Source organism: Pseudomonas sp. MS646 (assembly GCF_036693845.1).
Taxonomy (GTDB): Bacteria; Pseudomonadota; Gammaproteobacteria; order Pseudomonadales; family Pseudomonadaceae; genus Aquipseudomonas; species Aquipseudomonas chlororaphis_E.
Map to the genome: position 1 here is coordinate 414164 of NZ_CP144763.1, position 25936 is coordinate 440099.

The 25936-nt window shown below is 62.9% G+C and carries 19 protein-coding genes and 1 pseudogene; 14 read left to right on the forward strand and 6 right to left on the reverse strand.

Annotated elements, in window-relative coordinates:
- Positions 1 to 266: 266 nt before the first annotated feature.
- The 14 genes and pseudogenes from hutU to mdoH all read left to right on the forward strand — a co-directional run bounded on the left by hutU (position 267) and on the right by mdoH (position 18279).
- Positions 267 to 1955 carry a urocanate hydratase gene (gene hutU / locus V3H56_RS01785; RefSeq protein ID WP_047736153.1) on the forward strand — a complete coding sequence of 563 codons (1689 nt, stop codon included), beginning with the start codon at positions 267 to 269 and terminating at the stop codon, positions 1953 to 1955.
- A 12-nt stretch (positions 1956 to 1967) separates the two neighbouring features.
- A pseudogene (locus tag V3H56_RS01790) lies at positions 1968 to 2057 on the forward strand (metal ABC transporter ATP-binding protein); the annotation flags it as partial.
- Positions 2058 to 2103: 46 nt separating this feature from the next.
- Complete coding sequence (locus V3H56_RS01795; RefSeq protein WP_338474148.1) at positions 2104 to 3570, forward strand: cytosine permease; 1467 nt, start codon at positions 2104 to 2106, stop codon at positions 3568 to 3570.
- 70 nt (positions 3571 to 3640) lie between these two features.
- Positions 3641 to 4609, forward strand: a complete 969-nt coding sequence (locus V3H56_RS01800; RefSeq protein WP_053148595.1) for an ABC transporter substrate-binding protein — start codon at positions 3641 to 3643, stop codon at positions 4607 to 4609.
- 71 nt (positions 4610 to 4680) lie between these two features.
- The gene (locus V3H56_RS01805; RefSeq protein WP_047736151.1) at positions 4681 to 5532 is read left to right on the forward strand and encodes a proline/glycine betaine ABC transporter permease; all 852 of its coding nucleotides are present in this window, start codon (positions 4681 to 4683) and stop codon (positions 5530 to 5532) included.
- Positions 5529 to 6359, forward strand: a complete 831-nt coding sequence (locus V3H56_RS01810; RefSeq protein ID WP_052497403.1) for a glycine betaine/L-proline ABC transporter ATP-binding protein — start codon at positions 5529 to 5531, stop codon at positions 6357 to 6359. Before V3H56_RS01805 ends, V3H56_RS01810 begins: the two co-directional genes overlap by 4 nt.
- A gap of 200 nt (positions 6360 to 6559) precedes the next feature.
- Complete coding sequence (hutH, locus tag V3H56_RS01815) at positions 6560 to 8083, forward strand: histidine ammonia-lyase (RefSeq protein WP_338474149.1); 1524 nt, start codon at positions 6560 to 6562, stop codon at positions 8081 to 8083.
- Positions 8084 to 8209: 126 nt separating this feature from the next.
- Entirely contained in the window at positions 8210 to 9742 is a 1533-nt protein-coding gene (gene hutH / locus V3H56_RS01820; RefSeq protein ID WP_338474150.1) for a histidine ammonia-lyase, read from the forward strand.
- A 207-nt stretch (positions 9743 to 9949) separates the two neighbouring features.
- The gene (gene hutI / locus V3H56_RS01825) at positions 9950 to 11152 is read left to right on the forward strand and encodes an imidazolonepropionase (protein WP_338474151.1); all 1203 of its coding nucleotides are present in this window, start codon (positions 9950 to 9952) and stop codon (positions 11150 to 11152) included.
- Positions 11153 to 11163: 11 nt separating this feature from the next.
- Entirely contained in the window at positions 11164 to 11967 is an 804-nt protein-coding gene (gene hutG, locus V3H56_RS01830; RefSeq protein ID WP_338474152.1) for an N-formylglutamate deformylase, read from the forward strand.
- A 252-nt stretch (positions 11968 to 12219) separates the two neighbouring features.
- A complete protein-coding gene (gene pip / locus V3H56_RS01835; RefSeq protein ID WP_042732670.1) occupies positions 12220 to 13191 on the forward strand; it encodes a prolyl aminopeptidase in 972 nt (323 codons plus the stop codon).
- Positions 13188 to 13625, forward strand: a complete 438-nt coding sequence (gene dtd, locus V3H56_RS01840; RefSeq protein ID WP_047736147.1) for a D-aminoacyl-tRNA deacylase — start codon at positions 13188 to 13190, stop codon at positions 13623 to 13625. Before pip ends, dtd begins: the two co-directional genes overlap by 4 nt.
- Positions 13626 to 13976: 351 nt before the next feature.
- Entirely contained in the window at positions 13977 to 15716 is a 1740-nt protein-coding gene (locus V3H56_RS01845) for a glucan biosynthesis protein G (RefSeq protein WP_218187111.1), read from the forward strand.
- A complete protein-coding gene (gene mdoH / locus V3H56_RS01850) occupies positions 15709 to 18279 on the forward strand; it encodes a glucans biosynthesis glucosyltransferase MdoH (protein WP_053148582.1) in 2571 nt (856 codons plus the stop codon). The genes V3H56_RS01845 and mdoH overlap by 8 nt, the downstream gene beginning before the upstream one ends.
- 556 nt (positions 18280 to 18835) lie before the next feature.
- Here mdoH and V3H56_RS01855 read toward each other — a convergent pair.
- From V3H56_RS01855 to tatB, 6 genes are all read right to left on the reverse strand, one after another.
- Positions 18836 to 19177 (reverse strand): DUF6124 family protein, encoded by a 342-nt coding sequence (locus tag V3H56_RS01855; RefSeq protein ID WP_123579398.1) that lies wholly within the window; start codon positions 19175 to 19177, stop codon positions 18836 to 18838.
- Positions 19178 to 19905: 728 nt separating this feature from the next.
- On the reverse strand, positions 19906 to 21822 hold the full coding sequence (locus V3H56_RS01860; RefSeq protein ID WP_338474153.1) for a methyl-accepting chemotaxis protein: 1917 nt from the start codon (positions 21820 to 21822) through the stop codon (positions 19906 to 19908).
- 133 nt (positions 21823 to 21955) lie between these two features.
- Positions 21956 to 23872, reverse strand: coding sequence for a methyl-accepting chemotaxis protein (locus V3H56_RS01865; protein WP_042732688.1), 1917 nt, complete (start codon positions 23870 to 23872; stop codon positions 21956 to 21958).
- A 145-nt stretch (positions 23873 to 24017) separates the two neighbouring features.
- On the reverse strand, positions 24018 to 24725 hold the full coding sequence (locus V3H56_RS01870) for a 16S rRNA (uracil(1498)-N(3))-methyltransferase (RefSeq protein ID WP_338474154.1): 708 nt from the start codon (positions 24723 to 24725) through the stop codon (positions 24018 to 24020).
- On the reverse strand, positions 24722 to 25516 hold the full coding sequence (gene tatC, locus V3H56_RS01875; RefSeq protein ID WP_042730521.1) for a twin-arginine translocase subunit TatC: 795 nt from the start codon (positions 25514 to 25516) through the stop codon (positions 24722 to 24724). Before tatC ends, V3H56_RS01870 begins: the two co-directional genes overlap by 4 nt.
- Entirely contained in the window at positions 25513 to 25932 is a 420-nt protein-coding gene (tatB, locus tag V3H56_RS01880; RefSeq protein ID WP_338474155.1) for a Sec-independent protein translocase protein TatB, read from the reverse strand. The genes tatC and tatB overlap by 4 nt, the downstream gene beginning before the upstream one ends.
- Positions 25933 to 25936 lie beyond the last annotated feature (4 nt).

Here is a 25936-nt window from a genome sequence, read left to right on the forward strand (position 1 = left end):
GCCGCGCTTTTTTTGTCCCTCCGATTTCTCTCCAAAAAACCTCTCGAAAAAAATCATCCGGCTCGCAAAGCCATCAACCACGGGGCTCGCAGCTAATCTCCCAGCGATTCTGAAGCATCCTCTTCGGCAAGTTGGCCGCTTGATTGCATATGCTTGTACATACAAGTAAAGACGTATGCGTATGAGTGACGACATTCAACGCGACGTTCGCAAAATCGCTGCCCGCTGCCGGGCTGGTCTGGATTGATCGCTGAGGAGTTTTTGCTGTGACCGACGCTACCCGCAAACCTGAAAAATACCGTGACGTTGAAATTCGCGCCCCTCGCGGTAACACGCTGACCGCCAAGAGCTGGCTGACCGAAGCGCCGCTGCGCATGCTGATGAACAACCTCGACCCGCAAGTGGCCGAGAACCCCAAGGAACTGGTGGTCTACGGTGGCATCGGCCGCGCGGCACGCAACTGGGAGTGCTACGACAAGATCGTCGAAAGCCTCACCCATCTGAATGACGACGAAACCCTGCTGGTGCAATCCGGCAAGCCAGTGGGCGTGTTCAAGACCCACAGCAATGCCCCACGCGTACTGATCGCCAACTCCAACCTCGTGCCGCACTGGGCCACCTGGGAACATTTCAACGAACTCGACGCCAAGGGTCTGGCCATGTACGGCCAGATGACCGCCGGCAGCTGGATCTACATCGGCAGCCAGGGCATCGTGCAAGGCACCTATGAAACTTTCGTCGAGGCCGGTCGTCAGCATTACGACGCCAACCTCAAGGGCCGCTGGGTCCTGACCGCCGGCCTGGGCGGCATGGGCGGCGCGCAGCCGTTGGCCGCGACCTTGGCCGGTGCCTGCTCGCTGAACATCGAGTGCCAGCAGGTGAGTATCGATTTCCGTCTCAAGACCCGCTACGTCGACGAGCAGGCCACCGACCTCGACGACGCCCTGGCCCGTATCGAGAAATACACCGCCGAAGGCAAGGCGATTTCCATTGCGCTGTGTGGGAACGCGGCTGAAATCCTGCCGGAATTGGTCCGTCGCGGAGTGCGCCCCGACATGGTCACCGACCAGACCAGCGCCCACGACCCGCTCAACGGTTACCTGCCGGCCGGCTGGACCTGGGACGAATACCGCGCCCGTGCCAAGACCGAACCTGCCGCCGTGGTGAAAGCCGCCAAGCAATCGATGGCCGTCCACGTCAAAGCCATGCTGGCCTTCCAGAAAATGGGCGTGCCGACCTTCGACTACGGCAACAACATCCGCCAGATGGCCCAGGAAGAAGGTGTCGAGAATGCCTTCGACTTCCCCGGTTTCGTCCCGGCCTATATCCGTCCGCTGTTCTGCCGCGGCATCGGCCCGTTCCGTTGGGCGGCGCTGTCGGGTGACCCGCAAGACATCTACAAGACCGACGCCAAGGTCAAGGAACTGATCCCTGACGACGCCCACCTGCACAACTGGCTGGACATGGCGCGCGAGCGCATCAGCTTCCAGGGCCTGCCAGCGCGTATCTGCTGGGTCGGCCTGGGTCAGCGCGCCAAGTTGGGCCTGGCGTTCAACGAAATGGTGCGCAGCGGTGAGCTGTCCGCGCCGATCGTGATTGGCCGCGACCACCTGGACTCCGGTTCCGTGTCCAGCCCCAACCGCGAAACCGAATCCATGCAGGACGGCTCCGACGCTGTCTCCGACTGGCCGCTGCTCAATGCGTTGCTCAACACCGCCAGCGGCGCGACCTGGGTATCCCTGCACCACGGTGGCGGCGTGGGCATGGGCTTCTCCCAGCATTCGGGCATGGTGATTGTCTGCGACGGCACCGATGAAGCCGCCGCGCGGATCGCCCGCGTGCTGCACAACGACCCGGGCACCGGCGTGATGCGTCATGCCGACGCCGGTTACCAGATCGCGATCGATTGCGCCAAGGAGCAGGGGCTGAATCTGCCGATGATTACCGGCAAGTAACGCAGGCTCCCTGTGGGAGCGGGCTTGCTCGCGAAGGCGTCATCAGATTCGACACCGGCATCGGCTGATACACCGCTATCGCGAGCAAGCTCGCTCCCACAGGAAGCAGGCTCCACAGGAACCCAGAACAATCCACAGAGGTTGAACCATGGCCACCAGCAGCACAGGTGCAAGCAGCAAGCCGTTGATCGAGAAACGCTCGATCGACTACATCCCGGAAGCGGAGAGGCATGGTCGATTGTTGAGCCAGTTCACCCTCTGGATGGGGGCCAACCTGCAAATCACGGCGATTGTCACCGGTGCCTTGGCGGTGGTGCTGGGCGGTGATGTGTTCTGGTCGTTGATCGGGCTGCTGATCGGCCAACTGCTGGGCGGTGGCGTCATGGCGTTGCATGCCGCGCAAGGTCCCAGGCTCGGCCTGCCGCAGATGATCTCCAGCCGGGTGCAGTTCGGCGTCTATGGCGCGGCCATCCCAATCGTACTGGTGTGCCTGATGTACCTGGGGTTCACCGCAACCGGAACCGTGCTGTCCGGCCAGGCGCTGGGCCAGTTGTTTGGCGTCAGCGACAGTGTCGGCATCCTCATTTTCGCCAGCGTCATCGTGCTGGTCACGGTGCTGGGTTATCGGGTGATCCATTTCATCGGCCGTGTCGCCAGCGTGATTGGCGTGATTGCCTTTGTGTACCTGTTCGCTCGCCTGATCAGCCAGGTGGACGTGGGTGCACTCTTGCAAATCCGTCATTTCAGCTGGAGCAGCTTCCTGCTGGCGGTGTCGCTCGCGGCGTCCTGGCAGATCGCCTTCGGCCCCTACGTGGCCGACTATTCGCGCTACCTGCCGAGCAAGACGTCCTCGGTGAAAACCTTTTTCGCCGCGGGCGCCGGCTCGGTCATCGGCGCGCAGGTGGCGATGATCCTCGGCGTGTTTGCCGCCGCTTCGGCCAACGGGCAGTTCGCGGGTCACGAAGTGGCCTACATCGTGGGCTTGGGCGGCGCTGGTGCCACGGCTGCGCTGCTGTACTTCAGCATCGCGTTCGGCAAGGTCACCATTTCCACGCTGAACTCCTACGGCAGCTTCATGTGCATCGCGACCATCATCAGCGGCTTTCGTGGCCACCTGAACGTAACGCGCTTGCAGCGCCTGGCCTTCGTGCTGGTCATCGTCGGCGCCGCGACCCTGATCGCGTTGCTCGGCCAGCACTCGTTCCTGGGTGCCTTCAAGTCGTTCATCCTGTTCTTGCTGGCGTTCTTCACGCCTTGGAGCGCGATCAACCTGGTGGACTACTACTGCATCACGCGCGAGCGCTATGACGTGCCGGCGCTGGCTGATCCAAACGGTCGCTACGGTCGCTGGAACGCCTTGGGTATCAGCGTCTATGCCTTGGGTGTACTGGTCCAGTTGCCGTTCATTTCTACCAAGTTCCTTACCGGCCCGCTGGTGGCCGCGATGGGGGGCGTGGACATCTCGTGGATCATCGGCCTGGTGGTCCCGGCGGCGCTGTACTACGTCCTCGCCAAGCGGTGGCACAGCGCAGTACCCGATCAATTGATCCTGCCGGTCGAGCAGGACACGGTTGACGCACAACCGAGCAGGGCGGGCCGCGTTCACGCGGCCTGATGGGACGTTGACAGGGCTGGATGCCTCTTGACTGCCGTAAGCCAACTCAAATGATTAGGAGCGTCACACAATGAAATCGAACAAGACCCTGCTGACCACGTTGCTTTCCATGGGCCTGCTGGCCAGTGCCGGCGCCACGCAAGCGGCGGGTTGGTGCGAGTCGGGCAAACCGGTGAAGTTCGCCGGCCTGAACTGGGAAAGCGGCATGCTGCTGACCGACGTCCTGCAAGTGGTGTTGGAAAAAGGCTACGGCTGCAAGACCGACAGCCTGCCGGGTAACTCCATCACCATGGAAAACGCCCTGAGCAGCAACGACATCCAGGTGTTTGCCGAAGAGTGGGTCGGCCGCAGCGAGGTCTGGAACAAGGCCGAGAAGGCCGGCAAGGTGGTCGGCGTCGGGGCGCCGGTGGTGGGCGCCATCGAGGGTTGGTACGTGCCGCGCTACGTGGTGGAAGGCGATGCCAAGCGCAAGCTCGAAGCCAAGGCACCGGGCCTGAAGAACATTGCCGACCTGGGTCAGTACGCCGCCGTGTTCAAGGACCCGGAAGAACCGTCCAAGGGCCGCTTCTACAATTGCCCGGCCGGTTGGACCTGCGAGCTGGACAACAGCGAAATGCTGAAAAGCTATGGCCTGGAAAATACCTACACCAACTTCCGCCCTGGTACCGGCCCGGCGCTGGATGCCGCCGTGCTGTCGAGCTACAAGCGTGGCGAGCCGATCCTGTTCTACTACTGGTCGCCCACGCCGCTGATGGGCCAGGTGGACCTGGTAAAACTGGAAGAAAAACCGGGCGTGGACAAGAGCGTGAGCATCAAGGTCGGCCTGTCCAAGACGTTCCACGACGAGGCACCGGAACTGGTCGCGGTACTGGAAAAGGTCAACCTGCCCATCGATATCTTGAACCAGAACCTGGGGCGCATGGCTAAAGAGCGGATCGAGTCGCCAAAACTGGCGAAGATCTTCCTGAAGGAACATCCTGAAGTCTGGCACGCCTGGGTCAGTGAAGACGCTGCCAAGAAAATCGACGCGGCTCTGTAGGTCGAATTCTTCCCGGCCAACCACAGGGCTGGCCGGGACGTTCACCGCATCCCTTTGATCGAGAGTCTCTTATGTTTCCCGAAAGCTTTACCTTTTCCATCGCCGATTGGGTCAACGGTTGGGTCGATTCACTGGTGACCAACTATGGCGATGTGTTCCGGCACATCTCCGACACGTTGCTGTGGGCCATCGTCAACCTCGAAGGCCTGCTGCGCCTGGCGCCGTGGTGGTTGATGCTGGCCATCGTCGGTGGCATTGCCTGGCACGCCACGCGCAAGGTCGTGGCCACGGCGGTGATCGTCGGCCTGTTGTTCCTGGTGGGCGCGGTGGGCCTGTGGGACAAACTGATGCAGACCCTCGCGTTGATGCTGGTCGCGACGCTGATCTCGGTGTTGATCGGCATTCCGCTGGGCATCCTCTCGGCGCGCAGCAACCGCCTGCGCTCGGTGCTGATGCCGTTGCTGGACATCATGCAGACCATGCCCAGCTTCGTGTACCTGATTCCGGTGCTGATGCTGTTCGGCCTGGGCAAGGTCCCGGCGATCTTCGCCACGGTGATCTATGCCGCGCCGCCCCTGATTCGCCTCACCGACCTGGGCATCCGCCAGGTGGACGGCGAAGTGATGGAAGCCATCAATGCCTTCGGCGCCAACCGCTGGCAACAGCTGTTCGGCGTGCAACTGCCCCTGGCCCTGCCGAGCATCATGGCCGGGATCAACCAGACCACCATGATGGCCCTGTCGATGGTGGTCATCGCCTCGATGATCGGTGCCCGTGGCTTGGGCGAAGACGTGCTGGTGGGCATCCAGACCCTCAACGTCGGACGCGGCCTGGAAGCCGGCCTGGCCATCGTGATTCTCGCCGTGGTCATCGACCGCATTACCCAGGCCTATGGTCGCCCTCGGCATGAGGTGAGCAAATGAACAACACCGCCATCAGCAAAATCGAAGTCAAGAACGTCTTCAAGATCTTCGGCAATCGCCCCAAGGACGCCCTGGACCTGATCCGCCAGAACAAGACCAAGGACCAGGTGCTGGCCGAAACCGGTTGCGTGGTCGGGGTCAACGACCTGTCGCTGAGCATCGGCACCGGCGAAATCTTCGTGATCATGGGCCTGTCCGGCTCGGGCAAGTCCACCCTGGTGCGCCATTTCAACCGGCTGATCGACCCCACCAGCGGCGCGATCCTGGTGGACGGCGAGGACATCCTGCAACTGGACATGGACGCCCTGCGCGAATTTCGCCGGCACAAGATCAGCATGGTGTTCCAGAGCTTCGGCCTGCTGCCCCACAAGAGCGTGCTGGACAACGTCGCCTACGGCTTGAAGGTGCGCGGCGAAAGCAAGCAAGTCTGCACCGAGCGGGCGCTGCACTGGATCAACACCGTGGGCCTGAAGGGCTACGAGAACAAATACCCGCACCAGCTCTCCGGCGGCATGCGCCAGCGCGTGGGCCTGGCCCGAGCGTTGGCGGCGGACACCGACATTATCCTGATGGACGAGGCCTTCAGCGCCCTTGACCCGCTGATCCGCGCGGAAATGCAGGACCAGTTGCTGGAGCTGCAAAAGACCCTGCACAAGACCATCGTGTTCATCACCCACGACCTCGACGAAGCCGTGCGCATCGGCAACCGCATCGCGATCCTCAAGGACGGCAAGCTGATCCAGGTCGGCACGCCGCGAGAGATCCTGCACTCGCCGGCGGATGAGTATGTCGATCGGTTCGTGCAGCGCCGGGCGGCGGTGGTTTGAGGCTGTGCACTGATTTGCAGGTTGGTGTTGTTGTGGCGAGGGGATTTATCCCCGCTGGGCTGCGTAGCAGCCCCGACTATCTGTAACTCAGTTGTATCAGGTTGACTTCATTGCTTGGTTTGGGGCTGCTACGCAGCCCAGCGGGGATAAATCCCCTCGCCACAAATGTTATTGGCAACTTTATGTGTATGAGGCTTTAGATGTCCCAGGCTGAAAAAATCATCATCGCCGATGTCCCCCTGCGTTGGCAGGACGTGGTCGCCGTCGCCCGTTTCGGCGCTCCGCTTGAGCTGTCGGCTCAGGCCTGGGCGCGGATCGACAATGCCCAGGCCATCGTGCAGCGCATCGTCGAAAGCGGCGAGCGCGCCTATGGCGTCAACACCGGCCTGGGGGCCTTATGCAATGTCTCGCTCAAGGACGAACAACTCAGCCAGCTGTCGCGCAACACCTTGCTCAGCCATGCCTGTGGCGTCGGCGCGCCGCTGGCCGATGAGCAGGCGCGGGCGATTCTCTGCGCCGCCATCCTCAACTACAGCCAGGGCAAGTCCGGTATTCATCGCCGGGTGGTCGAAGCGCTGCTGGCGTTGCTCAATCGCGGCATCACCCCGCAAGTGCCGTCCCAGGGGTCGGTGGGTTACCTGACCCACATGGCCCACATCAGCATTGCCCTGCTGGGTGTTGGGCAGGTCAGCTACCGCGGGCAAATCGTTCCGGCGCAACAGGCCCTGGCTGCCGAAGGCCTGCAACCGGTGCAACTGGGGGCCAAGGACGGTTTGTGCCTGGTCAACGGCACGCCATGCATGACCGGCTTGAGTTGCCTGGCCCTGGCCGATGCGACCCGCCTGGTGCAATGGGCCGATGTCGTCGGCGCCATGAGCTTCGAGGCCCAGCGCGGACAGATTGCCGCGTTCGACGCCGAGATCATCGCCCTCAAGCCGCACCCCGGCATGCAGCAGGTCGGAGCCAATTTGCGCGCCTTGCTCGACGGCAGCGAAGTGATTGCCTCGAGCCTGGGCATTCGCACCCAGGATGCCTTGAGCATCCGCTCGATCCCCCAGGTGCACGGGGCCGCTCGCGACCAGTTGGCGCATGCCCGGCAGCAGATCGAAACCGAACTCAACGCGGTCACCGATAACCCGCTGTTGCTGGGTACGCCGGAAAACTTCCGGGTCATGTCCCAGGCCAACCCCCACGGCCAATCGGTGGCCTTGGCGGCGGACCTGCTGGCGATTGCCATGGCGGAAATCGGCTCCATCGCCGAGCGCCGCCTCGACCGCTTGATCAACCCGCACGTCAGCGGCCTGCCGGCGTTCCTGGTGGCCAACCCCGGCGTGAACTCGGGGATGATGATCGTGCAGTACGTCGCCGCCTCTTTGTGTGCGCAGAACCGTCAGTTGGCGCAACCGGCGGTGCTCGATAACTACGTGACCTCGGGTTTGCAGGAGGATCACCTGAGCATGGGCACCAACGCGGCCTTGAAGCTGCACGGTGCGTTGGAAAACTGCACCCAGATCCTTGCCATCGAGTACCTGCTGGCGGCCCAGGCCTTCGAATTTCTCAAGGGGCAACGCTTCGGCGCCGGCACCGGCGTTGCCTGGCAACTGCTGCGTGAACGGGTTCCGCCCTACGACCAGGACCGCTGGTTGGCGCCCGACATCGCCAGTGCCGCCGCGTTGCTGAAGGACCCCTACGTGCTGCATGACGCGTTACCGAATATGAATTGAACACAACCGCCAGCGTGCCAAGGCACCTCTTGCCCACAAGGCATCGCCCACAAAGCGAAGGTGACGGATAACGGAACATTCCGGAGCGACTGGCGGATACATAAAAACTCTCAAAAGGAGCAGGAAATGACAGCGTTGAACTTGATCCCCGGCCAACTGAGCCTGGCTCAATTGCGTGACATCTATCAGCAGCCGGTGACACTGAGCCTCGACGCCAGTGCTTCGGCGCAAATCGAAGCCAGCGTGGCGTGCGTGGAGCAGATCCTCGCCGAGAACCGCACCGCCTACGGCATCAACACCGGTTTCGGCCTGCTGGCCTCGACCCGCATTGCCAGCGAAGATCTGGAAAACCTGCAGCGCTCGCTCGTGCTGTCCCATGCCGCCGGTGTGGGCGAGCCGATCAGCGATGCGCTGGTGCGGTTGATCATGGTGCTCAAGGTCAACAGCCTGAGCCGGGGTTTTTCCGGCATTCGCCGGCAGGTGATCGATGCGCTGATCGCGCTGGTCAATGCCCAGGTGTATCCGCACATCCCGCTCAAGGGTTCGGTCGGGGCTTCCGGTGACCTGGCGCCGCTGGCTCATATGTCCCTGGTGCTGCTGGGCGAAGGCAAGGCCCGTTATAAAGGCGAATGGCTGCCGGCCGTCGAGGCCTTGAAAGTTGCCGGTCTCGCACCGCTGACCCTGGCCGCGAAAGAAGGCCTGGCGCTGCTCAATGGCACTCAGGTGTCCACCGCGTTCGCCCTGCGTGGCCTGTTCGAAGGCGAAGACCTGTTCGCCGGCGCCCTGGCCCTGGGCAGCCTGACCGTGGAAGCGGTGCTCGGCTCGCGCTCGCCGTTCGATGCCCGCATTCATGCCGCCCGTGGCCAGAAAGGCCAGATCGACGCCGCCGCGGCGTACCGCGACTTGCTGGGCGAGCGCAGCGAAATCTCCGCCTCGCACCAGAACTGCGACAAGGTCCAGGACCCATATTCCCTGCGCTGCCAACCGCAAGTGATGGGCGCGTGCCTGACCCAGTTCCGCCAGGCCGCCGAGGTGCTGGTGATCGAAGCCAACGCCGTGTCGGACAACCCGCTGGTGTTCGCCGCCGAAGGTGACGTGATTTCCGGCGGCAACTTCCACGCCGAACCGGTGGCCATGGCCGCCGACAACATGGCCCTGGCGATCGCGGAAATCGGCTCGCTCAGCGAGCGCCGCATTTCGCTGATGATGGACAAGCACATGTCGCAGTTGCCGCCGTTCCTGGTGGGCAATGGCGGGGTCAACTCCGGCTTCATGATTGCCCAGGTCACCGCGGCGGCCCTGGCGAGCGAGAACAAGGCGCTGGCCCATCCTCATTCGGTGGACAGCCTGCCGACCTCGGCCAACCAGGAAGACCACGTTTCCATGGCCCCGGCCGCTGGCAAGCGTCTTTGGGAGATGGCTGAGAACACCCGCGGGATTCTCGCGGTGGAATGGCTGGCGGCGTGCCAGGGCCTGGACCTGCGCGGCGGCCTGAAGACCTCGCCGAAGCTGGAGCAGGCCCGTGGCCTGCTGCGTGCAGAAGTGCCGTTTTATGAGAAGGACCGGTTCTTTGCGCCGGACATCAATGCCGCCAGTGAACTGTTGGCGAGTCGTTGCCTGAACGAGTTGGTCACGGCGCAGTTGTTGCCGAGCCTGTAAGGACACCATCGCGAGCAAGCACACATGATGTTGATCCTACTCGATACCTGTGGGAGCGGGCTTGCTCGCGAAAGCGCAGGATCAGCTTGCATCAATGTCGAATGTGCCGCCGTCTTCGCGAGCAAGCCCGCTCCCACAGGTTCTGTGCAGTCCTTGTGGGAGCGAGCCTGCTCGCGAATCGATCTTGAATAATTCGAGGAAACCGGGATGAAAACCCTCTGGCAAAACTGCCACGCCGCGACCATGGCCCAGGGCGTCTACGCGATCATCGAAGACGCCGCCATCGTCACCCAGGGCGAACACATTCATTGGATCGGCCCGCGCGCAGAACTGCCGGCCGGCGACTATCCGGCGGTCAACGACCTCAAGGGCGCCTGGGTCACGCCGGGACTGATCGACTGCCACACCCACACGGTGTTTGGCGGCAACCGCAGCGGTGAGTTCGAGCAGCGCCTGCAAGGGGTCAGCTACGCCGACATCGCCGCGGCCGGTGGTGGCATCGCCAGCACCGTGCGCGCGACCCGCGCCGCCAGCGAAGAGGAACTGTTCGCCAGCGCCGCCAAGCGCCTGAAGAGCCTGCTGCGCGACGGCGTGACCACGGTGGAAATCAAGTCCGGTTACGGCCTGGACCTGGCCAGCGAGCGCAAGATCCTGCGGGTCATTCGTCGTCTGGGCGCCGAGTTGCCGGTGTGCGTGCGCAGCACCTGCCTGGCGGCCCATGCCTTGCCACCGGAATACAAAGATCGCGCCGATGACTACATCGAGCACATCTGCACCGTCATGCTCCCGGCCCTGGCGGCCGAGGGGCTGGTGGATGCGGTGGATGCCTTTTGCGAGTACCTGGCGTTTTCCCCGGCGCAGGTAGAGCGGGTGTTCATTACCGCGCAACAACTGGGGCTGCCGGTGAAGCTGCATGCCGAGCAGTTGTCGTCGTTGCACGGTTCGAGCCTGGCGGCCCGCTACCAGGCGCTGTCGGCCGATCACCTGGAGTTCATGACCGAGGACGACGCCATCGCCATGGCCGCTTCAGGCACGGTGGCGGTGTTGCTGCCGGGGGCGTTCTATTTCCTGCGTGAAACCCAGTTGCCACCGATGGATGCACTGCGCCGGCACGGCGTGAAGATCGCCGTGGCCAGCGATCTCAACCCTGGCACCTCGCCGGCGCTGTCGGTGCGCCTGATGTTGAACATGGCCTGCACCTGCTTTCGGATGACCCCGGAAGAAGCCTTGGCCGGCGTGACGATTCATGCCGCCCAGGCCTTGGGCATGGCCCGGACCCACGGTTCGCTGGAAGCCGGCAAGGTGGCCGACTTCGTCGCCTGGCACATCGATCGCCCGGCCGACCTGTCGTACTGGCTCGGGGGCGAACTGGAAAAACGCGTCGTGCGTCACGGCGTTGAAATCGATTGAGGAGAACGCTTGTGGAAAAGGTCCTGAATTTCACCCAGGGGCGCGTGCCGCTGTTGATCAGCATGCCCCACGCGGGCTTGCGCCTGACGCCGGCGGTGGAGGCCGGGTTGATCGCCGAGGCCCGGAGCCTGCCGGACACCGACTGGCACATCCCCAGGCTCTACGACTTTGCCGCCGAACTGGGCGCCAGCACCCTGGCTGGCGAGTATTCGCGTTTTGTCATCGACCTGAACCGTCCCGCCGACGACAAGCCGATGTACGTGGGCGCCACCACGGGGCTGTACCCGGCGACGCTGTTCGATGGCGTGCCGTTGTTCCGTGAAGGGCAGGAACCGTCCGCCGAGGAGCGGGCCCGGTACCTGGAGCAGGTCTGGATGCCTTATCACCAGGCCTTGCAACAGGAGCTGGCGCGGCTCAAGGCCGAGTTCGGCTACGCGTTGCTGTTCGACGCCCACTCGATCCGCTCGGTGATCCCGCACCTGTTCGACGGCAAGCTGCCGGACTTCAACCTCGGCACCTTCAACGGCGCCAGTTGCGACCCGAGGCTGGCCAGCCAGCTCGAAGCCATCTGCGCTCGTCATGACGCGTTCACCCACGTGCTCAACGGGCGCTTCAAGGGCGGGCACATCACCCGGCACTACGGTAACCCGGCCGAAAACATCCACGCCGTGCAACTGGAACTGTGCCAGAGCACCTACATGGAAGAGTTCGAGCCGTTCAGCTATCGGGCCGACCTCGCGGCGCCGACCCGGGTGGTCATCCGGGAGTTGCTCGAGGGCCTACTGGCTTGGGGGCGGGAGACTTATAAAAAATAAAGGTTATCGCGCTGCCTGTGTGGCGAGGGGATTCATCCCCGTTGGACTGCGCAGCAGTCCCAAATGGTGGGTGCGGCTCGTGCATTGTCGGGGCCGCTTCGCGACCCAGCGGGGATGAATCCCCTCGCCACAAGGTTCTCTATTGTTTGGGGCAGGGGGCATGCTCATTAAGGTCATTCGGGTTTATGATGCCGGACGGCAGACTAAATAGAAGTCCCCACAGGGATGACTCGACCCCTTACGGAGCGCGCAATGCAGACTTTGTACCCGCAGATCAAACCCCATGCCCGGCACGATCTGGCTGTCGATGAAACCCACACGCTCTATGTCGATGAAAGCGGCTCTGCCGAAGGCCTGCCGGTGGTGTTCATTCACGGTGGCCCGGGTGCCGGCTGCGATGCCCAGAGTCGTCGCTATTTCGACCCGAACCTGTACCGCATCGTCACCTTCGACCAGCGTGGCTGCGGGCGCTCCACGCCCCATGCCAGCCTGGAAAACAACACCACCTGGGACCTGGTCGAAGACCTCGAGCGCATTCGCAAGCACCTGGGCATCGAGAAGTGGGTGCTGTTCGGCGGCTCCTGGGGCTCGACCCTGGCCCTGGCCTACGCCCAGACGCATCCGGAGCGGGTCCATGGCCTGATCCTGCGTGGGATCTTCCTGTGCCGCCCGCAGGAAATCGAGTGGTTCTACCAGGCCGGTGCCAGTCGCCTGTTCCCCGACTACTGGCAGGACTACATCGCGCCGATCCCGCTGGACGAGCGCGACGACCTGCTGGGCGCCTTCCACAAGCGCCTGACCGGTAACGACCAGATCGCCCAGATGCACGCCGCCAAGGCCTGGTCCATCTGGGAGGGTCGTACCGCGACCCTGCGCCCGAACCCGTTGGTGGTCGATCGTTTCTCCGAGCCGCAACGCGCGCTGTCGATCGCCCGGATCGAATGCCACTACTTCACCAACAACGCCTTCCTGGAGCCCAACCAGTTGATCCGCGACATGGGCAAGATCGCGCATTTGCCGGGCGTGATCGTGCACGGTCGCTACGACGTCATCTGCCCGCTGGACAACGCCTGGGAACTGCACCAGAACTGGCCCAACAGCGAACTGCAGGTGATCCGCGATGCCGGGCACGCCGCTTCGGAGCCGGGCATTACCGATGCGCTGGTGCGCGCCGCCGGGCAGATGGCCCGGCGCCTGCTCGACCTGCCGCCCGAAGAAGCATGAAGGGGCTGTTGCAACGGGTTCGCGGCGCTCGGGTCGAAGTCGCCGGCGAGGTGGTCGGTGCCGTGGACCAAGGCTTGCTCGTGCTGGTGGCGGTCGAGCCTGAAGATACCCAGGCCAGTGCCGACAAATTGCTGCATAAGCTGCTTAACTATCGGGTGTTCAGTGACGCCGACGGCAAGATGAACCTGTCCTTGGCCGACGTGGGGGGTGGTTTGCTGCTGGTGTCGCAGTTCACGCTGGCGGCGGACACCAAGAGCGGTTTGCGCCCGAGCTTCTCGACGGCCGCGCCTCCTGCCCAGGGGGAAGCACTGTTCAAGTATCTGGTCACGCAGGCGAAACAGGTGCATGGCACTGTGGCATCAGGTAGATTCGGCGCCGACATGCAGGTCCATCTGGTCAACGATGGTCCGGTAACGTTCCTGTTACAGGTCTGAAAGCGTTTGAAACATCTTTTCAGGCCTTTTTCCAGGAAAAACTAGGAGTTTTCTCGATAAATACTTTGTTGCCCCTGATGCGTTGTCACGCGGCCTACTAGATAATCGCGCGCTACGGGGGACCGGCATTCGCTGGTCCATTTGACTTAGGTAGAGACTTGTCCTGGACCGTTTGGGGAATCATTTTCTTCCATCGGAGTCGGAACAATGCTCGCCAACTTGGCAGGAGTGGTCCGCGAGGTCGGTTTTTTCAAAGCCGATACCCAGCAGATACTTTATCTGGCCGTTGGTTTTTTGATCTGTTTTCGGCGAGGGTTGCTCGTGATTGTTAGTCCCTGTAATGCACCAAAAATGTCTGCCAAACGGTTTAGAAACGCTCTGGTAGCGGGCTCGGCCCTGTTGTGCCTGTTCGGCGCGGGCCAACTGTGGGCATTCAGCCTGGATGATGTATCGGCGAAGGCTCAAGAACTGGCCGGGCAAAAATATGAAGCCCCGCGCAGCAATCTGCCGAACGAATTCCGCGAAATGAAATTCGCTGACTATCAAAAAATCCGTTTCCGCACCGAAAAAGCCGAATGGGCCGACCAGAAGACGCCGTTCCGGCTGTCGTTCTATCACCAAGGCATGCATTTCGACACGCCGGTGAAAATCAACGAAATCACCGCCACGAACGTCGAAGAGATCAAATACGATCCTTCGCGCTTCGATTTCGGCGATGTCAAATTCGATCCAAAGGCCACCGAGCAGTTGGGCTATGCGGGTTTCCGCGTGCTGTACCCGATCAACAAGGCCGACAAGCAAGACGAAATCATGACCATGCTGGGCGCGAGCTACTTCCGCGTCATCGGCAAGGGCCAGGTCTATGGCTTGTCCGCCCGTGGCATGGCCATCGACACGGCACTGCCTTCCGGTGAAGAATTCCCGCGCTTTCGCGAGTTCTGGATCCAGCGCCCGAAACCGACCGACAAGCACCTGGTGATCTTTGCCCTGCTGGATTCGCCACGGGCCACGGGCGCCTACCGCCTGACCCTGCGTCCGGGCACCGACACCGTGGTCGACGTGAAGTCGCGCATGTTCCTGCGTGATCGCGTGACCAAGCTGGGCGTTGCCCCGTTGACCAGCATGTACCTGTTCGGCGCCAACCAGCCTTCCAAGGTGCTCAACTACCGTCGCGAGCTGCACGACTCCAGCGGCCTGTCGATCCATGCCGGCAACGGCGAGTGGATCTGGCGTCCGCTGAACAACCCGAAACACCTGGCCGTGAGCAATTTCTCGGTGGAGAACCCACGCGGTTTCGGCCTGTTGCAACGTGGCCGCGATTTCAGCCACTACGAAGACCTGGATGACCGCTACGACAAGCGTCCAAGTGCCTGGATCGAGCCGAAAGGCGATTGGGGCAAGGGCACTGTCGACCTGGTGGAAATCCCCACCGCCGACGAAACCAACGACAACATCGTTGCGTTCTGGAGCCCGGAAAAACTGCCTGAGCCCGGCCAACCGCTGGACTTCAGCTACCGCCTGCACTGGACCCTCGACGAAGCCAGCCTGCATTCGCCGGACAGCGCCTGGGTCAAGCAGACCCTGCGTTCCACCGGTGACGTGAAACAATCCAACCTGATCCGCCAGCCGGATGGCAGCGTGGCCTACCTGGTGGATTTCGAGGGTCCTTCGTTGCAGGCCCTGCCGGAAGACGCCGAGGTGCGTAGCCAGGTCAGCGTCGGCGACAACGCCGAGATCGTCGAGAACAGCGTGCGCTACAACCCGGAAACCAAGGGCTGGCGCCTGACCCTGCGCATGAAGATCAAGGACGCCAAGCAGGCCACCGAGATGCGCGCAGCGCTGGTACGTCCGTTGACGCCTGTCGAGGCGCCGGCCGCGGCGCACACCGTCACCACGACGCTGGCCAAGGCTGACAAGGTCGCCAGGCAGCAGAGCGAAAAAGAAACCGCCAAGGAAAAAGGGCAGGAGGAAGCCAAGGCCGTCAAGTCTGCTTCCGCTGCCGTTGAAGCGACCCCAACCCCGCAGGAACCGGAAGCGACTGAACAAGTCCTGACCGAGACCTGGAGCTATCAGTTGCCAGCCGATGAGTAATACGCCAGTCAAGCCAGAGTCACTCAGCGAGTACCTGGCCCATTTGCCCATGACCGACGAGCAGCGCGCCGAACTGGCGGGCTGCAAGTCCTTCAGCGAACTGCATGAGCGCCTTTCGTCGTCGACGTTCGACGCCCCTGAAGAGGCGGCGCAGGCTTCGGTGGGTCGTCGCTTGACCCTGAGCACCGCCGAGGAGCTTGCCGACGCCGAAATGCTGGGGCTCGACGCCAGCGGCCGGGTATGCCTCAAGGCGACGCCGCCGATTCGTCGGACCAAGGTCGTGCCGGAACCCTGGCGCACCAACATCCTGGTGCGCGGCTGGCGGCGCCTGACCGGCCGGACCAACCCGCCGAAGCCGCCCAAGGACGAGCGTGTGCTGCCACACGCCCGTTGGCGTACGGTGGGGTCGATCCGTCGTTATATCCTGCTGATCCTGATGCTCGGCCAGACCATCGTCGCCGGCTGGTACATGAAAGGCATCATGCCGTACCAGGGCTGGTCGTTGGTGGACCTGGACGAAGTCCTGCATCAACCGCTGTCCCAGACCGCTACGCAGGTGCTGCCGTATGCTCTGCAAACCAGCATCCTGATCCTGTTCGGGATCCTGTTCTGCTGGGTGTCGGCGGGTTTCTGGACCGCATTGATGGGCTTTCTTGAGCTGCTCACTGGCCACGACAAGTACCGTATCTCCGGTGCCAGTGCCGGCAACGAGCCGATTCCCAAGGACGCCCGCACCGCTCTGGTGATGCCGATCTGCAACGAAGACGTGCCGCGGGTTTTCGCCGGCTTGCGCGCGACCTTCGAGTCGGTGGCCGCCACCGGCGACCTGGACCGCTTCGACTTCTTCGTGCTCAGCGACAGTAACGAAACCGATATCTGTGTCGCCGAGCAGCAGGCCTGGCTGGACGTCTGCCGTGAAGCCGGGGGCTTCGGCAAGATTTTCTACCGTCGCCGTCGCCGTCGCGTGAAGCGCAAGAGCGGTAACCTCGACGACTTCTGCCGTCGCTGGGGCAGTGACTACAAGTACATGGTCGTGCTCGACGCCGACAGCGTCATGAGCGGCGAGTGCCTGACCAGCCTTGTGCGCCTGATGGAAGCGACGCCGGACGCCGGCATCATCCAGACCGCGCCGAAGGCCTCGGGCATGGACACGCTGTATGCGCGCATGCAGCAGTTCGCCACCCGGGTGTACGGTCCGCTGTTCACGGCCGGCCTGCACTTCTGGCAGCTGGGCGAATCCCACTACTGGGGCCATAACGCGATCATCCGCATGAAGCCGTTCATCGAGCATTGCGCCCTGGCGCCACTGCCCGGTAAAGGCGCGTTCGCAGGGGCGATCCTGTCCCACGACTTCGTCGAAGCCGCGCTGATGCGTCGTGCCGGCTGGGGCGTCTGGATTGCCTATGACCTGCCAGGCAGCTACGAAGAGTTGCCGCCGAACCTGCTGGACGAACTCAAGCGTGACCGTCGCTGGTGCCACGGCAACCTGATGAACTTCCGGCTGTTCCTGGTCAAGGGCATGCACCCGGTGCACCGTGCGGTGTTCCTGACCGGCGTGATGTCGTACCTGTCGGCGCCGCTGTGGTTCTTCTTCCTGGTGCTGTCCACCGCGCTGCTGGCGGTGAACACGCTGATGGAGCCGCAGTACTTCCTCGAACCGCGCCAGCTCTATCCGCTGTGGCCGCAATGGCATCCGGACAAGGCCATCGCCCTGTTCTCGACCACCATCGTGCTGTTGTTCCTGCCCAAACTGCTGAGCATCGTGCTGATCTGGGCCAAGGGCGCGAAAGAGTTCGGTGGCAAGTTCAAGGTCACCTTGTCGATGCTGCTGGAGATGCTGTTCTCCATGCTGCTGGCGCCGGTGCGGATGATCTTCCACACCCGTTTCGTGCTCGCCGCGTTCCTCGGCTGGGCCGCGACCTGGAATTCGCCGCAACGTGACGACGACTCCACTCCTTGGAGCGAGGCGGTCAAGCGCCACGGCCCGCAAACCCTGCTGGGCTTCTTCTGGGCCTTGCTGGTGATCTGGCTGAACCCAAGCTTCCTGTGGTGGCTGGTGCCGATCGTCGGTTCGCTGATGCTGTCGATCCCGGTGTCGGTGATCTCCAGCCGCGTCGGCTTGGGCCTGAAGTCCCGTGACGAAAACCTGTTCCTGATCCCTGAGGAATACGCGCCGCCACAGGAACTGGTGTCGACTGACCAGTACACCCATGAAAACCGTTGGCACGCGCTGAACGACGGCTTCATCCGGGCGGTGGTCGATCCGCAACAGAACGCCCTGGCCTACGCGCTGGCCACCTCGCGGCACGGCAAGGCCGAGCCGATCGAGTGGCTGCGGGTCGAACGCGTGCGCCATGCCCTCAAGGTCGGCCCGTCGGGGCTGAACAACGGCGAGCGCCTGGCACTGTTGAGCGACCCGGTGGCCCTGTCGCGCCTGCATCAGCAGGTCTGGAGCGAGGCTCATCCGGAGTGGCTGGCGGCGTGGCGTGCATCGGTGAAGGCCGATCCTCATGCGCCGTTGCTACCGCTTCAGCCGTTGAGCACGCAGCCTCAATTGGCCTGATCCGCAAAAAGCCCCGCTTCTGCAAAGATTCGGGGCTTTTTGTTGGTCTGGGTATTTGGGGGATATCCGTTGCTGCGGTTACGGCGGCTTGGGGTTCCGCCCTTACGGCGGCTTACTTTTGAAAAGCGCAAAAGTAAGCAAAACGCTCTTGCCCCACCACTGGGCACCTCGCTTAGGCGAGGTGTTCCCTCACTCCGGCATCGCTCCGTGGGCCCGCCGCGAAGGGCCATCCATGGCCCAGCGCGGCTAACCCGGCATCCATGCCGGGTTGCCCACTACGCAATGCCTGCGTTCGGCCCTTGTGGTTAATGGGGCGCTCAAGATCAAGATCCAAAGCCAAAGCCAAAGCCAAAGCCAAAGCCAACGGCAACGGCAACGGCAACGGCAACGGCAACGGCAACGGCAACGGCAACGGCAACGGCAACGGCTTTGGTATGGAAGCAGGCTGCTCGTGGCGAGGGAGCTTGCTCCCGCTGGGTGGCGCAGCCGCCCTCTTTATTGACGTCCACTGCGCGGTCGAGCGGGAGCAAGCTGCTTCGCCACGTTTTAGGTGCGCTCAAGGTTGTGTATTGAGTTCGTCCAGCATTCGATTCGTCAACAAACCGCCCAGCTCAATCAGTTGCTGAATGCCTAGGGCAAAATGACGCCGCGAACCATCCAGGTCGAATGCAAGGTTGTTGATCATGGTATTCGCTGAAGCCAGGGTTTCGCTTAGGTTGGCCAGCATGCTCTCAGTATCGACGCCGTCAACGACAGTAAATAACTGGCCCGAAGTCTGTTCGTCCTCGGGCTTGGTCTGTTTTGGGTTCAGGTAGTCATCGAGCGCACGATCAGTGGCTTCCTGAAGTTTTTTGGTATCGGTTTCTGGTTCTGGTGGGTTAGGTGTGACCTTGTACATGCTTGACGCTCCTAGGGTAATGGAGTCGCCAGACATCGCTGCTAAACGAGAAGGGTGGCGACTGTACGCGGGTTAGCAGACCGGGACCCTAGAACCCGGCAGACTCGAAAGTCTCCCACGCACAATCGCCATGACATAAATGAGTAGGCACCGAAGCCTGCTCACGCATGTGGAGAGCGCACGTCTAGGATTGTCCAGGCTGCTAAACCCGATCGCTAAGCCGATAGCGACCCGCAGACATTAGGCCTGGGGGGCCGAGACGCACAAGCCGGCGGATTCTGGCGTAGCTGTAGGCAATGGCGCAAGGCTGCGTAGCCTCGAGCTGACGGATTGTTGGCCTGGATATTGGCTGGGCCCGCTATGGGACCAGAGCCGGCTCGCGAGCCGGCTGTTAAGCCGCCTCGCTTTTGCTTTTGATCCTGCTTTTGATCTTGGGGCCCCATCAACCACAAGGGCCGAACGCAGGCATTGCGTAGTGGGTATCCCGGCATGGATGCCGGGATAGCCGCGCTGGGCCATGGATGGCCCTTCGCGGCGGGCCCACGGAGCAATGCCGGAGTGAGGGAACACCTCGCCTAAGCGAGGTGCCCAGTGGTGGGGCAAGGCGCTTTTGGTTACTTTTGGCGCCTTATCCAAAAGTGACCCGCCGTAAGGGCGGAACCGCCAGCGGCCGTAACCGCAGCAACGGATATACACACAACCCAGAGAGCACCACCAACAAGACCAAGCTAAACCCTGAACCGCCCCACCAACGTCTGCAAATGCACCCCCAACCGCGCCAGTTCAGCACTCGAAGCCGCAGTCTCTTCACTGGCCGCAGAAGTCTGCTCCGACACATCCCGCACATTCAGCACGCTGCGGTTGATCTCCTCGGCCGTGGCGCTCTGCTGTTCGGCGGCCGCAGCGATCTGTTGGTTCATCGACTGGATCGCCGAGACGGTACGGGTGATGTTTTCCAAGGAACCGCCAGCACGGCGCGTCAGTTCGACGCTGCTGTCGGTCAGGCCGCGGCTGTTGTCCATGATTGTGGCGACTTGCTGGGTGCCGTTCTGCAGGCCCAGGATCAGCTCTTCGATCTCTTCGGTGGACTTCTGGGTGCGCTGGGCCAGGCTGCGGACTTCGTCGGCGACCACGGCGAAGCCACGTCCGGCCTCACCGGCGCGGGCGGCTTCGATGGCGGCGTTGAGGGCCAGCAGGTTGGTTTGCTGGGCCACGGACTTGATCACGTCGAGCACGCTGCCGATCTTGTCGCTTTCGCGCTTGAGGTCGCTCATGGCGGTGGTGGAGTGGCCGACTTCCTCGGCCAGGCGTTCGATCTGCGCGATGGCTTCGCCCACCACCCGCTCACCCTCGCGAGCCTGCTGGTCGGCGGCGACGGCGGCTTCGGACGCTTCCTCGGCATTACGTGCCACTTCCTGCACCGTGGCAGTCATTTCGTGCATGGCGGTGGCGACCTGATCGGTTTCCACTTTCTGGTTGTTGACCCCGGCGCTGGTCTGTTCGGTGACGGCGGAGAGTTGTTCGGCGGCGCTGGCGATCTGCGTGACGCCTTCGCCGATGCCGCCGATCAGTTGCCGCAGGCTGACCACCATCCGTTGCAGGCTGCTTTGCAACTGCCCCATCTCATCGCGGCGACGAACCTCGAGGTTCTGGCTCAGGTCGCCGGAGGCCACCCGTTCCAGTGCCACCAGGGTCTGTTGCAGCGGCACGACGATCTGCCGGGTGATGAGCCAGGCGGCCAGCAGGCCAAACGCCAGCGCCAGTACGGTGACGATGATCAGCGTGCTTTTTGCGCTGGCCGTTTCTTCATTGCGTTTCTCGGTCTGCGAGGTCGTCAACTGATTGCTCAGGTCATTCAGGCGGGTCTCCTCTTGTGTCATTTTCTTCAGAGCCGAGGCGGTGGCGACCTGGGAATCGCGGAACTGGCTGACCGCCGCGCGATAGGCTTTCATCGATTCGGTGGCCTGTTGCAGGTTGGCGGTGTGTTGCTCCGGCAGTTTGCCTGGCAAGCCTTCCAGGTTTTTCAGGACGTTGTCGATGGCGTCCAACGCCGGCTGTTCGGCATCGGCCTTGCCGCTGTAGGTGTAGCCGCGGACCTGGTAGCGGGCCTGCTGGATCAGCTTGCTCAACTCGACCACGTCGTTGAACGGGGCAATGCTATCGCCTTGGCGCAAGGCGTTCTCGACTTCAGTAACCTTGGCCACGGCATTGTCGGCGTTGGCGCCCAACTTGGATCGGGCCGACTCGCGATCCTGCGTCGCCTGGGTCATGTCGGCAAAAGCGCGCTTGTATTCGTCGAGGTTGGCCAACTGTTGGTTGAGCAGGTCGCGGTCCGCTGGTCGCACGAATCGATCGAGGGCCGCCTGGAGGCTCCCTTGAAGCTTGGCCAGGTAGTCGCTCACGGCTGCCGGCCCTTGTTCGCCGCGACGCATCTCGTAGTCGAGGCGGGCGACTCGAAGGTCCTTGGCCAACTCGTTGAGGCTGGAGATGGAGGCCTGCTTGTCTGCGCGGCTGATCACGCTGCTCAGGCTGTTCCAGCCGGCGAGGGTGCTCAGGAGGGTCATGAACAGCACCAGGCCAAAACCGACGCCCAGTTTGCGATTGACGCTTACATTTCCCAGCTTCTCGGTCAGCCAACTGAACATGTTGATACTCCCCTCGAACCGTTTTATAGGCCTTATGAGGAGAGTATCGACCATAGACGAGCGATCTGTAGGAAATAGGCCGGCGTATTTCCAGGGCGAAGCAATCCGTGCCCCGCCCTGGCTGTTGCCGGTGCTAGACCTTGAACCGACCCACCAACGTCTGCAAGTGAACGCCCAGGCGGGCCAGCTCGGCGCTGGAGGTGGCGGTTTCTTCGCTGGCGGCCGAGGTTTGTTCGGAGACGTCGCGCACATTGAGCACGCTGCGGTTGATCTCTTCGGCCGTGGCGCTCTGCTGTTCGGCGGCCGCGGCGATCTGTTGGTTCATCGATTGGATCGCCGAGACGGTGCGGGTGATGTTTTCCAGGGAACCGCCGGCGCGGCGCGTCAGTTCGACGCTGCTGTCGGTCAGGCCGCGGCTGTTGTCCATGATCGTGGCGACCTGTTGGGTGCCGTTCTGCAGGCCCAGGATCAGCTCTTCGATCTCTTCGGTGGACTTCTGGGTGCGCTGGGCCAGGCTGCGGACTTCATCGGCCACCACGGCGAAGCCACGTCCGGCCTCACCGGCACGGGCGGCCTCGATGGCGGCGTTGAGGGCCAGCAGGTTGGTTTGCTGGGCCACGGACTTGATCACGTCGAGCACGCTGCCGATCTTGTCGCTTTCGCGCTTGAGGTCGCCCATCGCCGCGGTGGAGTTACCCACTTCGAGTGCCAGGCGTTCGATCTGGGAGATGGCTTCGCTCACCACCCGCTCACCCTCGCGGGCCTGCTGGTCGGCGGCGACGGCGGCTTCGGACGCTTCCTCGGCATTACGTGCCACTTCCTGCACCGTGGCGGTCATTTCATGCATGGCGGTGGCGACCTGGTCGGTTTCCACTTTCTGGCTGTTGACCCCGGCACTGGTCTGTTCGGTGACGGCGGAGAGTTGTTCGGCGGCGCTGGCGATCTGCGTGACGCCTTCGCCGATGCCACCGATCAACTGGCGCAGGCCCACGGTCATGCTGTGCATGGCGCGTTGCAGTTGGCCCAGTTCGTCGCGCCGATCTGAGGTGAGGTTATAGGTCAGGTCGCCAGCGGCTACGCGTTCGGCCACCGTCAAGGTCTGGCCGAGAGGGCCGACGATCTGACGGGTGATGAACAAAGCGGCGACCACACCCAACAGCAGCGCCAGCGCGGCGGCGACGATCAGGACGGTCTTGGCCTGGGCGGCGTCACGGTCACGCACGGCGGTCTGGGAGACGGTCAGTTTCTGGCTGGCGTCCATCAACACCTGGCCTTGCTCGGTCATGCGCTGGAGCGCCGCGGCGTTGTCGATCTGCGAGTCTCGGAACTGGCTGACAGCCGCGCGATAGAGGTTGAACGAGTCGTTGGCCTGTTGCAGGTTGGCCCGATATTCCTCAGGCAACTGCTCGGGCAAACGAGCCAGCAGCTTGAGTACGTTATCGATGGCCTCGAGGGCGGGTTGCTGGGCATCGCTCTTACCGCTGTAGGTATAACCGCGCACCTGATAACGCGCTTGCTGGACCGCTTTACTCAGGGTCACGATGCTGTTGAAGGACGAGATATCGCCCGATTGCAGCAGCGCCTTTTCAACGTCGGCGACGCGGGCCACGGCATTGTCGGCGTTGGCGCCCAGCTTGCTGCGGGCATCTTCGCGGCTGACGGTGGCGCGGGTCATCTGGGCAAAGGCGCCTTTGTATTCCGTGACGGCGGCCAGTTGTTTATCGATCAGCGCCACATCGGCCGGTTGTTCAATCAACTGGCGAGCGGTATTGAGCCCGGCTTCGAGTCGGCCAAGCAGGTCGTTGACCGGTTGTGGTCCTTTCTCGCCGCGTGTGGTGTTGTACTCGATGCTTGCCAGATTCAGGTCCTGGCTCAAGTCGTTGAGACTGGCGATGAACCCCAGCTTGTCGCCCCGGCTGATGACATTGCCCAGGCCGGACCAGCCGGTGAACGCGATCATCACTGTGAGAAACAGCACCAGGCCGAAGCCTGCACCGAGTTTGCGATTAACGCTTACGTTTCCCAGACCCTGGGCAAGCCATCGGAACATGCTGATACTCCCTTGGAGCGTTGAATTGGACTTGTGGGCGCTGTATCGGCGGCTCGGGTGGGATCTGTAGCCATGACGCTGACGAACTTGAACGTGTGGGGCTTGTGGCGGGGCTCGCCACAGGACGTCAATCAACCGCAGGGCATCAGAACAGCCGTGCAAGCAGCGCCGTGACCGCGGTCTCGACCCGAAGGATCCGCTCGCCCAACTGCACCGGTTGCAGGCCTGCCTTGCCCAGCAGGTCGATCTCGTAGGGGATCCAGCCACCCTCCGGGCCGATGGCCAGTGTCACCGCCTCCGTCAGCGCCCGAGGGCAGGGCGGATGGTTGCCCGGGTGGCCCACCAGGCCGAGGGTGCCATGGGTGATGGCCGGCAGACGGTCTTCGACGAAGGGCTTGAAGCGTTTTTCGATGATGATCTCGGGCAGCACGCTGTCCCGGGCCTGCTCCAGGCCAAGGATCAATTGCTCGCGAATGGCCTCGGGCTCGAGGAACGGCGTTTGCCAGAAGCTCTTTTCCACCCGGTAGCTGTTGACCAGCACCACTCGCGGTACGCCCATGGTGGCGACGGTCTGGAACACCCGGCGGAGCATCTTGGGGCGAGGCAGGGCCAGCACCAGCGTCAACGGCAGCTTGGCCGGCGGCGGCTGGTCGAGGCTCACCTGCAGCTCGGCCTCGCGGGCTTCCAGGCGCAGTACCTGAGCCGTGCCCATCAAGCCGCCGAGGCGCCCGACCCGCAGGCTGTCGCCGACGGCGCTGCGGTGGACTTCCTGCATATGGGTCAGCCGGCGATCGCCCAGGATCACCCGGTCCGGCCCGATGAAGTCGGCCTCTTCGAGCAGCAACAGGTTCACGCTTGGGTCGCAGGCGGTTGGTCGTTGTGGTCGTCAACCGTCTCGTCTTCCGGGTGTTCGCTGCGCTTGCGCACCAGGCCGCCGAACAGCACGCCGATCTCGAACAGCAACCACATCGGCACGGCCAGCAGGGTCTGGGAGAAGATGTCCGGTGGGGTCAGGATCATGCCGACCACGAAGCAGCCGATGATCACGTACGGACGGATCTTCTTCAGGTACTCGACGTCAACGACGCCGATCCACACCAGCAGCACCACCGCCACGGGGATTTCGAACGCCACGCCGAAGGCGAAGAACAGCGTCATGACGAAATCCAGGTAACTGGTGATGTCGGTCATCATCTCCACGCCCGCCGGGGTGGCGGCGGCGAAGAACTTGAAGATCAGCGGGAACACCAGGAAATAGGCGAAAGCCATGCCGGTGTAAAACAGCAGGATGCTGGACACCAGCAGCGGCACGGCGATGCGTTTTTCGTGCTTGTACAGGCCGGGCGCAATGAAGCCCCAGATCTGGTGCAGGATCACCGGGATCGCCAGGAACAGCGAGACCATCATCGTCAGCTTCAGGGGCGTCAGGAACGGTGACGACACGTCGGTGGCGATCATCGTCGCGCCGGCCGGCAGGTACTGGCGCAGCGGCGTGGAGACGAAGGTGTAGATCTGCTGGGTGAAGGCGAACAGCCCGGCAAAGATGATGAAGACCGCCGCGACGCAACGCAGCAGGCGCGTGCGCAGCTCGGTGAGGTGCGATACCAGCGGCATCGGCTGGTCATGCTCTGGGATATTGCTCATGGGGCTCGCGGCGGCAATGTAGGGTCGTTGGAAGCGGCTGGGGGCGTGGCCGTCGGGGCCGGCTCCACTGGTTTGGCTGGTTCGGCCGGTGCCTGCAACGAATCGGTCGCCGGCGCTTGCGGGGCAATCGTCGGCTCGACCGCAGGGGCGACCGGCGTCGGCTCCTGCTGGGTCGGCGTGAGGATTTTGCGCGCTTCCTGCTCCAGGGACAGGATGTGTTCGTTGTGCAGTTGCCGACGGATGTCGTCGGCACCGATTTCACGTTCAACTTCCTGTTTGATCGCGTTGAAGCTGCGCTTCAGGCGCCCGATCCACAGACCGGCGGTGCGCGCAGCACCCGGCAGGCGCTCGGGGCCCAGGACCAGCAGGGCAACGAGGCCGACGAGCAGCAGTTCAGTGAAGCTGATCCCAAACATTAGT

What these genes read in the sequence shown, in the direction of transcription:
- V3H56_RS01800 (WP_053148595.1), top strand. Translation starts at nt 3,641, where the DNA reads ATGAAATCGAACAAGACCCTGCTGACCACGTTGCTTTCCATGGGCCTG.
- V3H56_RS01855 (WP_123579398.1), bottom strand. Translation starts at nt 19,177, where the DNA reads ATGTACAAGGTCACACCTAACCCACCAGAACCAGAAACCGATACCAAA.
- V3H56_RS01865 (WP_042732688.1), bottom strand. Translation starts at nt 23,872, where the DNA reads ATGTTCCGATGGCTTGCCCAGGGTCTGGGAAACGTAAGCGTTAATCGC.
- V3H56_RS01810 (WP_052497403.1), top strand. Translation starts at nt 5,529, where the DNA reads ATGAACAACACCGCCATCAGCAAAATCGAAGTCAAGAACGTCTTCAAG.
- hutH (WP_338474149.1), top strand. Translation starts at nt 6,560, where the DNA reads ATGTCCCAGGCTGAAAAAATCATCATCGCCGATGTCCCCCTGCGTTGG.
- V3H56_RS01860 (WP_338474153.1), bottom strand. Translation starts at nt 21,822, where the DNA reads ATGTTCAGTTGGCTGACCGAGAAGCTGGGAAATGTAAGCGTCAATCGC.
- mdoH (WP_053148582.1), top strand. Translation starts at nt 15,709, where the DNA reads ATGAGTAATACGCCAGTCAAGCCAGAGTCACTCAGCGAGTACCTGGCC.
- hutI (WP_338474151.1), top strand. Translation starts at nt 9,950, where the DNA reads ATGAAAACCCTCTGGCAAAACTGCCACGCCGCGACCATGGCCCAGGGC.
- dtd (WP_047736147.1), top strand. Translation starts at nt 13,188, where the DNA reads ATGAAGGGGCTGTTGCAACGGGTTCGCGGCGCTCGGGTCGAAGTCGCC.
- tatB (WP_338474155.1), bottom strand. Translation starts at nt 25,932, where the DNA reads ATGTTTGGGATCAGCTTCACTGAACTGCTGCTCGTCGGCCTCGTTGCC.
- hutH (WP_338474150.1), top strand. Translation starts at nt 8,210, where the DNA reads ATGACAGCGTTGAACTTGATCCCCGGCCAACTGAGCCTGGCTCAATTG.
- V3H56_RS01805 (WP_047736151.1), top strand. Translation starts at nt 4,681, where the DNA reads ATGTTTCCCGAAAGCTTTACCTTTTCCATCGCCGATTGGGTCAACGGT.
- V3H56_RS01795 (WP_338474148.1), top strand. Translation starts at nt 2,104, where the DNA reads ATGGCCACCAGCAGCACAGGTGCAAGCAGCAAGCCGTTGATCGAGAAA.
- V3H56_RS01845 (WP_218187111.1), top strand. Translation starts at nt 13,977, where the DNA reads ATGTCTGCCAAACGGTTTAGAAACGCTCTGGTAGCGGGCTCGGCCCTG.
- pip (WP_042732670.1), top strand. Translation starts at nt 12,220, where the DNA reads ATGCAGACTTTGTACCCGCAGATCAAACCCCATGCCCGGCACGATCTG.
- tatC (WP_042730521.1), bottom strand. Translation starts at nt 25,516, where the DNA reads ATGAGCAATATCCCAGAGCATGACCAGCCGATGCCGCTGGTATCGCAC.